This is a genomic window from Bacillus sp. C1, assembly GCF_054570475.1.
Map to the genome: position 1 here is coordinate 1 of NZ_JBTMZT010000027.1, position 7,405 is coordinate 7,405.

A 7,405-nucleotide genomic window follows, 5' to 3' on the forward strand; every position below is an offset into this window, starting at 1 on the left:
TTCCCATACCGAACACGGAAGTTAAGCTCTCTAGCGCCGATGGTAGTTGGGACCTTGTCCCTGTGAGAGTAGGACGTCGCCAAGCAAGAACCTAAGTCATTTTGACTTAGGTTTTTTGTTGTTTAAGAATATAAAATTATAAGATAAATTCGTCACCTATGTATTTCTTAAAGTGCAGATGAAAAGCTTATATACGAAAAGGGAATATATTTATTTCTTCACATCAATAAGCTTAAAACGCTCACAAACGAGCAACATGTCTTCAGAAAATTCATGTCCAATTGCCTGTAATTCTTCTGTGAAAAATTTTATATGAACATTCTTCCAGTAATCATAAGTTCGATCGCCTTCTCCTTCTGCAATCGCAAATTCTTCTGGTACTTCATTCATTGGTGTTACAGTTACTTCTATTGTTTTAACAATGGCTACAGATTCATCATTGCTATTTAATATAATGCTATAATCATTTATCGTAGGAAGTGGATCATTGTCTAGTTCATAGAAAATATGACCAGAACATGTTGCTGTTTTTATACCATCAATTACTAATTGAGCAAGATAGTCAGGAGATGCTCCAAATTGCCACGCACTGACAGATTGAGGTTTTTCACTTTTTTTCCAATACTCATTCCAATATTTTTGTGCTAATTGATTCATTTATATCGTTACCTCATTTCTTTTGTTTCTCGTTAAATGTGCAGTGTTTCAATATAAGATTTTTTTATGGATGATGCGCTATTTGACGAGATGTGTAAATTATAAATATTTACAAAGAAGAAGATTCTAGTTGAAGTGATGCTAGGAGTGATTATGAAAATATTTATCTCTCAGTGATATCATAGAATATTCAGATTTATTACGTCGATCTGTTTTTAACTATTCATATATTAAATGGTAGTTTGACAACGATAAGAATGCTATTTTGTGAAGGTTTCCTGTATATCCTTAGGAGCCAAATCGATAAAAAAACCGATATCTAATTTGAATATCGGTTGACTAGTTATTTTTCATATAGAAGAGAGTGTTTTAGTTAAAGCAGTACAAAAGTAGTGAATACAATCGCTAATAAAATACGATAATAGGCAAAAGGTTTTAAGCCTATTTGTGCTAGTAGTTTTAAAAATGTTACTACTGCTAGTATTGCTACTACAAAAGAAGTAATAAACCCTACTGCAAACATTGGAATATCGTCTATACTTAAATACTTCCAGCTTTTTAATAAATCTAGGCCAGTCGCACCAACCATGACAGGAAGGGCAATAAGAAAAGAGAATTCAGATGCAGCTTTATAATTAGCTTTTGCTAATAATCCACCAGAAATAGTGGAACCAGCTCTTGAGAAACCAGGGTATACGGCGAAACATTGAAATAGCCCTATTGTTAATGCTTGGCGATATGTTAAATCATCTAATGAATGAGCGGTAGTTTCTTTCTTCTTAGCCTCTGCAAAAATCATAAGTATTGCTCCAGCTACAAGTCCGATCACAACAGTATATGGCTGAAATAAGTATGTTTTGATGACATCATGTAATAGTAAGCCAGCAATTACAGCTGGGAATACACCTAGGAAAACATGTAGTGCATTGAATTTTTTCTCCTTTTGTAAGAGAGGCTTAATGTTGCATAAAGAAACAAGTCGTTTATGATATAAAACAGCAATAGCTAAGATTGCTCCTAATTGTATGACAATCTCAAACGTTTTTGCTTTTTCTCCCTCAAAACCTAATAAGTGTCCGACTAGTATAAGATGCCCAGTAGAAGAGATAGGTAAAAATTCAGCTAGTCCTTCTACAATACCGAGTATAAAGGCAATAATTGTATCGCTCATAATTTCCACTCCTATATAAAGTATTAATGTGAAACTCTATGTAAAATACAATGCTAAAAAGGAATCTTATTAACTTCTTTCTTAGTGAAAAATAATAACGTTGTATAGATGGAATATAAGATTAAAACTGCTATAACGCTATAAATTGTTAGTGTAACAGTAACTGGAGCCCATATTTTAATAAAAGTCCAAGGTACTCCAAGTAATATTTTGGGGAGTTTTAAAATAAATAGTGCTCCACTTAAAACGATACATGTATTTATAAGGAATAATACGAATTTCTTTTTGTTTAATAGAGACCAATTTCGGTGTTTTTGTAATATCCTTCTTATAAATCTTATGGTTAAAATTATAAGTAATATACTTAAGCAAACTGTCACAATGAATATTATAGTTGCTACTTTATCTACTTTTTGAAAGCTATCTATTTGTTTTGTATCAGAAATGTTTTTTCCATTCCAGAGATCCATAACTCCTTGGCCAATTGATGTTGTAACTGTACTTTTCATATTAGATAACACTGCTACACCTGTTTGCGTATCTGGTTGCATTATAATAAAAGACGAAAAGTTTGGGTTTTCCCCATCATGGTATACAATTTTTTGGTCTTTTTGTAAAACAACCCATCCGCTGGCATAGTAGCTATTATCATTAACGGGCTTTACTGTCTTATCAGGCATGTGTGAATCGGAAATTAGTTGCGGATTAATAGAATCGTTTGTTTCGGTTCCTAATTGAAGATTCATCCATTTTGCTAAATCATTTGTATTACTAATAATATAACCTGCAGGTGTATTACCGCGATAGATAGGTTGTTCATATGGGTATGGTCTCATAAATCTTAATTTATATCCGGTAGCCATCTCGTTAGAGTGTCCTTGTAAGTAACCCACTAATGAATTTGTCATTCCAATTTGATTTAAGATGTTCTGCTTCATATAAACTTCATAGGGTTTCTTGGTCACTTTTTCGATTACGAATCCTAAAATATCATAATTAATAGTTGCGTATTCAAAAGAACTTCCTGGCATATGGTTCAATTTCGTATGTTGTAATGTTTTGACGGCTGCTTCCAGTGCATCATCCTCTGTGCTGATGGGAATAGAGCTAATAGTAGTAGAAGGTATTCCGCTAGTTTGATACAACAAATGATTTAAGGTAATGTTTACTGGTTTATCGTTATAAGTTAATTTTAGCCATGGTAAAAACTTTGTGATATCATCAGTCCGCTGTAGTAAACCTTCTTTTTCCAATTGTAAAATAGCTAAACCCGTAAAGGCTTTACTTGTTGAAGCTAACTCGAATAAGGTATCCTCATTCACAGACTTTTTTGTTTTTAAATCTGCATATCCAAATCCTTTTTGATAAACGGTCTTTCCTTTTTCGACAATCACCACTGATATTCCGGGTATTTGACTAAGCTCTTGTTGCTCTTTAATAAATTGATCAATTTGTTGTATACGTTGTTCTTTAGTTTGTTCACTTTCAGCGAAGCTAGTGTGCGTTAATGGGATAAGGAGGACTAGTATTAAAAAACTAATAGACAGGTAATGGTAAAGTTTCCTTTGCTTTTTATTCATTTTTCATAGCTCCTATCTGTAGGGAATAATAGATGATAGAGTTGCTGTCATCATTATAGGAAGTGTTTTAAATCCGCATAATGAGAAAGTAACCCACATCTCAAAGATATGAGAAAGAAACAAATAGAGATGTGGGAACAAATTTTAGTAAAATTTTTTATTTTATCTACTCAGATTAATGAATATCAACCCTTTTAAAATAGAATATGGTTGCGATAAAGCCGATAATAGATGTAGCTGCAATAATGATATAATAATATTCTGGAGGATATGTCGGTTGCAGTTCATTGTTTGCTATATCGAGTGTAGCTGCCCAAGGGAATAGATCTTTGTGTTCCGAGTTTATGGACATGAGATTTATCAACGTTATAATGATTGTTAATACAATAGGAGGAACATAAGTTTTCATTACAAGGGTTAGCAATACAATCGGAGTCGATAAAATAAAGAGAAATCCACCGCATACTAAAAACTTCATAAGAGATTGGAAAAGTAATGAGCTACTGAATCCAGAAAAATTTCCTAATAGCCCTAGTAATAAAGTTAATCCCCAAGCAACTAGAGTTAACATCATAATCCAAAGGAATAGGAGAATAAATTTACTTATAATAAAGTTAATACGTGATACAGGGATGGTTAATAAATTCTTTAAAGTGTCTTCTGTATATTCACGATTAAACAAATAAGCGATAACAACTCCGTATAGTGGGACTCCTAGTACTACAGTAGTGTATAGATTTACTTCAGAGAACAGTTGGGAAAATACAATAGTCGGATTAGGATTTTTTGTATGCATGTGTATATAAGATAATACAACTACCATAAACGGTGCCACAGCCGCCCCAATAATACTAATCAAGAACATATTAGAACGTTTCAATTTTAATAGTTCCGTATATAGTAGATTAACCAATTGCCCCACCTCCAACTAATTTGGTGAAATAATCCTCTAATCGATCCTCGCTCATCATAATTTTTAATACTTCAATATCATTTTGAACAAATGTTCTATTAATCTGCCCTTGTTGTCCGAAATGAGAATAAACACGAATGTTTCCTTCATCATGTACTTCGTAATCAAAAATATGAAATTGTTTTTCTAAAAGCATCGTAGCTTTATTATCGTTATTGACTTGGAATTCTAAGTATTTACGGTTTGTTTGTCGAAGTGCATCAAGGGAAGTTTCTTCTAATAACTTTCCTTCATGAATAATTCCCATATGATCTACTAGCTGTTCGACCTCAGCTAAAATATGGCTAGAAATTAATATCGTTATATTTCTTTCTTGTGCTAACGATTTAATAAGCTTTCGCATTTCTTTAATTCCAATTGGGTCTAAGCCGTTTGTCGGTTCATCTAGTATTAATAATTCGGGATAATGGAGTAGAGTTCTCGCTATTCCTAATCGTTGTTTCATCCCTAATGAGTATTTTCCTACTAGCTTTTTCGTTTCATGCTGCAAGCCCACAATTTCTAGTGCTTCTTCAATCGCATTCCTTTTGTGAACTCCAATTATCTTTGCATTAATTAATAGGTTCTCCCTTGCAGTTAAGTTTTCATAGAATCCTGGAACTTCAACGATAGAACCGATTCTCTGTAAAATTTCTTTTTGATTCCGAAATAGATCTTCTCCAAATATTTCGATTTTTCCACTCGTAGGTTTTATGAGACCTAGTAGCATTCGAATTGTCGTTGTTTTACCTGCACCGTTTCGCCCGATAAAGCCGTAAATCTCTCCTTGCTTTACATTTATATTTAGATTATCTACTGACTTTTGCTTACCATAAATTTTAGTCAAGTTTGTGGTTTTTATAATTGTACTTATTTTGAACACCTACTTTCTATAAGCTCTTAATTACATGATAAAAAGGAGGATTTAACTGCTGCTTAATCATTTCTTAACTATTTCTTAAAAGTAGTTTGTTTTGGGATGGAAAAGCCAAAGGTGGTTCTTTCCCACGGAATACTTTCTACCCATATTTGGCCACCGTTTTTTTCTACGAGAGCTTTTGCAATAGAAAGTCCTAGACCACTCCCGCCGTGCGAAGGGTTCCTTGATTGGTCAATTCGGTACATTCTCTCAAATACGTTCTCTAGATCATCTGTTGAAATGCCAGGGCCTTTATCCCAAATGAGCAGCTGATAGTCGTTAGTCGTTTCTAAAAGTTCGATTCCTACTGTTTTTCCAGGCTTTCCGTAATATATAGCATTCTTTAGGAGGTTGCTGATAACTCGCGTAAGACTAAAAGCATCTGCTGTAATCATGCGAGGTTCTTCTGGAATATTAATTTGTAACTCAATAGCATGTTTTGATAGTTCAGGTAAAAACTCGATTAGCGATTCTCTAGTAATTTCTGCAAAATCAAGTTGTTCTTCCTTTAATAGAAATTCATCCGCATCAAGCTTTGCCATATTGAATATTTCATTAACTAATTGTTTTAAGCTATTTGATTTATTTGAGAGTACTTCAAGATATTCCAGTTTTTCTTCCTCTGAAGCAGCTATACCATCTTTTAATGCGTCAATATATCCAATAATAGAAGTAAGAGGTGTTCGTATATCATGTGAGATACTAGATAGAAGTTGTTTTCTAGCCTTTTGAGATTTTTTGGCTTCAACTTGTACTCTTTCTAGCTCGGTTAATATTTCATTTATCGAAAAAATGACGTCATCTAGTGAATGATCGTTATTTGTATATAGTCGTGTATGTAAATTGCCATTAATGGCACGTTTTAATTTTGTAACCATGGACTTCCGTGTTTGAATAAAATGAAGTCTTGTAAAGAAAAGACCTCCTGTTATAACCATAAGGATAATGAATAAAACTAATTTTAATATGTGAAACATATCGATAAATAGAAGTCCAGTAATGATTATAAACTGCAATAGAATCAGATACAGAACTTTATCACCTTTCATCTTTTTCACCTACAAATTTATAACCAATGCCCCATACAGTTTGGATGAATTTGGGGTTTGAAGGATCAACCTCTATTTTTTTTCTCAGTTTTCTAATGTGTACCATGACGGTATTATCATCTTCTATATAATTACTATCCCAAACATTGCGGAAGAGCTGCGTCTTTGTAAAAACCTGTTCAGGATTTGAGGCGAAGAACTTTAATAGTTCAAGTTCTTTTCCAGTTAAAGATATTTCTTTGTCATCTACGTTAACTATGTACTTGTTTACATCAATTGTTAATCCTTTGAACTTTAAGGGGCTTTTTTCTTGTACGCTAGCGTTACCTCCTAATACTAAAAAGCGCCTCATAAGAGCCTTTACTCTAGCGACAACTTCATTAATACTGAAAGGCTTTGTAATATAATCGTCTGCTCCTATGCTTAAACCTAAAATTTTATCCACTTCATGATCTTTAGCAGTAAGCATTAATATTGGGATATTGGTTGTATTTCTAAGTCTTCTGCATACTTCGATACCATCGACTTTAGGCATCATAAGATCTAGTATGATGAGGTTATAATTGTTTTGTTCAAATAAGCGAAGAGCTTCTTCGCCATTTATAGCGATATCAACTGTATATAATTCTCGTTCTAGATATTTCTTTAATAAATCTCTTATTTCTTTTTCGTCGTCTGCTATAAGTATACGGATATCTTCCATAGTTTCACCTGCTTATAATAGAGTTTTATATTATGTTTTTTATAATGAAAAATACTATAACGGTCTAATTATATACTATTAATTGTTAAAATAAGGGTGTAAGTAGAGATTCGAATGGAGAAAAGGAGAAAGATGAGGTAAAGCAAGTAGGGAGAAAGAGTATTTTAGGATACTCTTATAGTACGGTCTTAAAGAATATATAAATCTATCAAAAATTTTTTTAAAAAGTTATTGACTATTACTATATAGAAGTGTAGTATTATACGAGTCGCCGATAGCAACAACGCAAAACGCGACAAACGAAATAAAAAACTTAGTTGACATTGAAAAACAAAAGTGTTAACATAAGGGAGTCGCAAATGAGCGACAAACAA

7 protein-coding genes and 1 rRNA gene are annotated in these 7,405 nt (G+C 32.9%); 1 reads left to right on the top strand and 7 read right to left on the bottom strand.

The window, feature by feature from the left end; genetic code table 11:
- Positions 1–85: ribosomal RNA gene (gene rrf, locus ACX5JI_RS26290) — 5S ribosomal RNA — on the top strand; the annotation flags it as partial.
- Positions 86–210: 125 nt separating this feature from the next.
- Here rrf and ACX5JI_RS26295 read toward each other — a convergent pair.
- From ACX5JI_RS26295 to ACX5JI_RS26325, 7 genes are all read right to left on the bottom strand, one after another.
- Positions 211–657 carry an ASCH domain-containing protein gene (locus ACX5JI_RS26295; RefSeq protein WP_459503919.1) on the bottom strand — a complete coding sequence of 149 codons (447 nt, stop codon included), beginning with the start codon at positions 655–657 and terminating at the stop codon, positions 211–213.
- A gap of 373 nt (positions 658–1,030) precedes the next feature.
- Complete coding sequence (gene bacA / locus ACX5JI_RS26300) at positions 1,031–1,828, bottom strand: undecaprenyl-diphosphate phosphatase (protein ID WP_459503920.1); 798 nt, start codon at positions 1,826–1,828, stop codon at positions 1,031–1,033.
- Between the two features lie 53 nt (positions 1,829–1,881).
- Positions 1,882–3,408 carry a serine hydrolase domain-containing protein gene (locus ACX5JI_RS26305; protein ID WP_459503921.1) on the bottom strand — a complete coding sequence of 509 codons (1,527 nt, stop codon included), beginning with the start codon at positions 3,406–3,408 and terminating at the stop codon, positions 1,882–1,884.
- 175 nt (positions 3,409–3,583) lie between these two features.
- Entirely contained in the window at positions 3,584–4,321 is a 738-nt protein-coding gene (locus tag ACX5JI_RS26310) for an ABC transporter permease (protein WP_459503922.1), read from the bottom strand.
- On the bottom strand, positions 4,314–5,243 hold the full coding sequence (locus tag ACX5JI_RS26315; RefSeq protein WP_459503923.1) for an ABC transporter ATP-binding protein: 930 nt from the start codon (positions 5,241–5,243) through the stop codon (positions 4,314–4,316). The genes ACX5JI_RS26310 and ACX5JI_RS26315 overlap by 8 nt, the downstream gene beginning before the upstream one ends.
- 68 nt (positions 5,244–5,311) lie before the next feature.
- Positions 5,312–6,328 (bottom strand): sensor histidine kinase, encoded by a 1,017-nt coding sequence (locus tag ACX5JI_RS26320; protein ID WP_459503924.1) that lies wholly within the window; start codon positions 6,326–6,328, stop codon positions 5,312–5,314.
- A complete protein-coding gene (locus ACX5JI_RS26325) occupies positions 6,318–7,031 on the bottom strand; it encodes a response regulator transcription factor (protein ID WP_459503925.1) in 714 nt (237 codons plus the stop codon). Before ACX5JI_RS26325 ends, ACX5JI_RS26320 begins: the two co-directional genes overlap by 11 nt.
- Positions 7,032–7,405 lie beyond the last annotated feature (374 nt).

Bases quoted from the DNA above. Each gene is read 5' to 3' on its own strand.
- bacA (WP_459503920.1), bottom strand. From the start codon at position 1,828: ATGAGCGATACAATTATTGCCTTTATACTCGGTATTGTAGAAGGACTA.
- ACX5JI_RS26305 (WP_459503921.1), bottom strand. From the start codon at position 3,408: ATGAATAAAAAGCAAAGGAAACTTTACCATTACCTGTCTATTAGTTTT.
- ACX5JI_RS26320 (WP_459503924.1), bottom strand. From the start codon at position 6,328: ATGAAAGGTGATAAAGTTCTGTATCTGATTCTATTGCAGTTTATAATC.
- ACX5JI_RS26295 (WP_459503919.1), bottom strand. From the start codon at position 657: ATGAATCAATTAGCACAAAAATATTGGAATGAGTATTGGAAAAAAAGT.
- ACX5JI_RS26325 (WP_459503925.1), bottom strand. From the start codon at position 7,031: ATGGAAGATATCCGTATACTTATAGCAGACGACGAAAAAGAAATAAGA.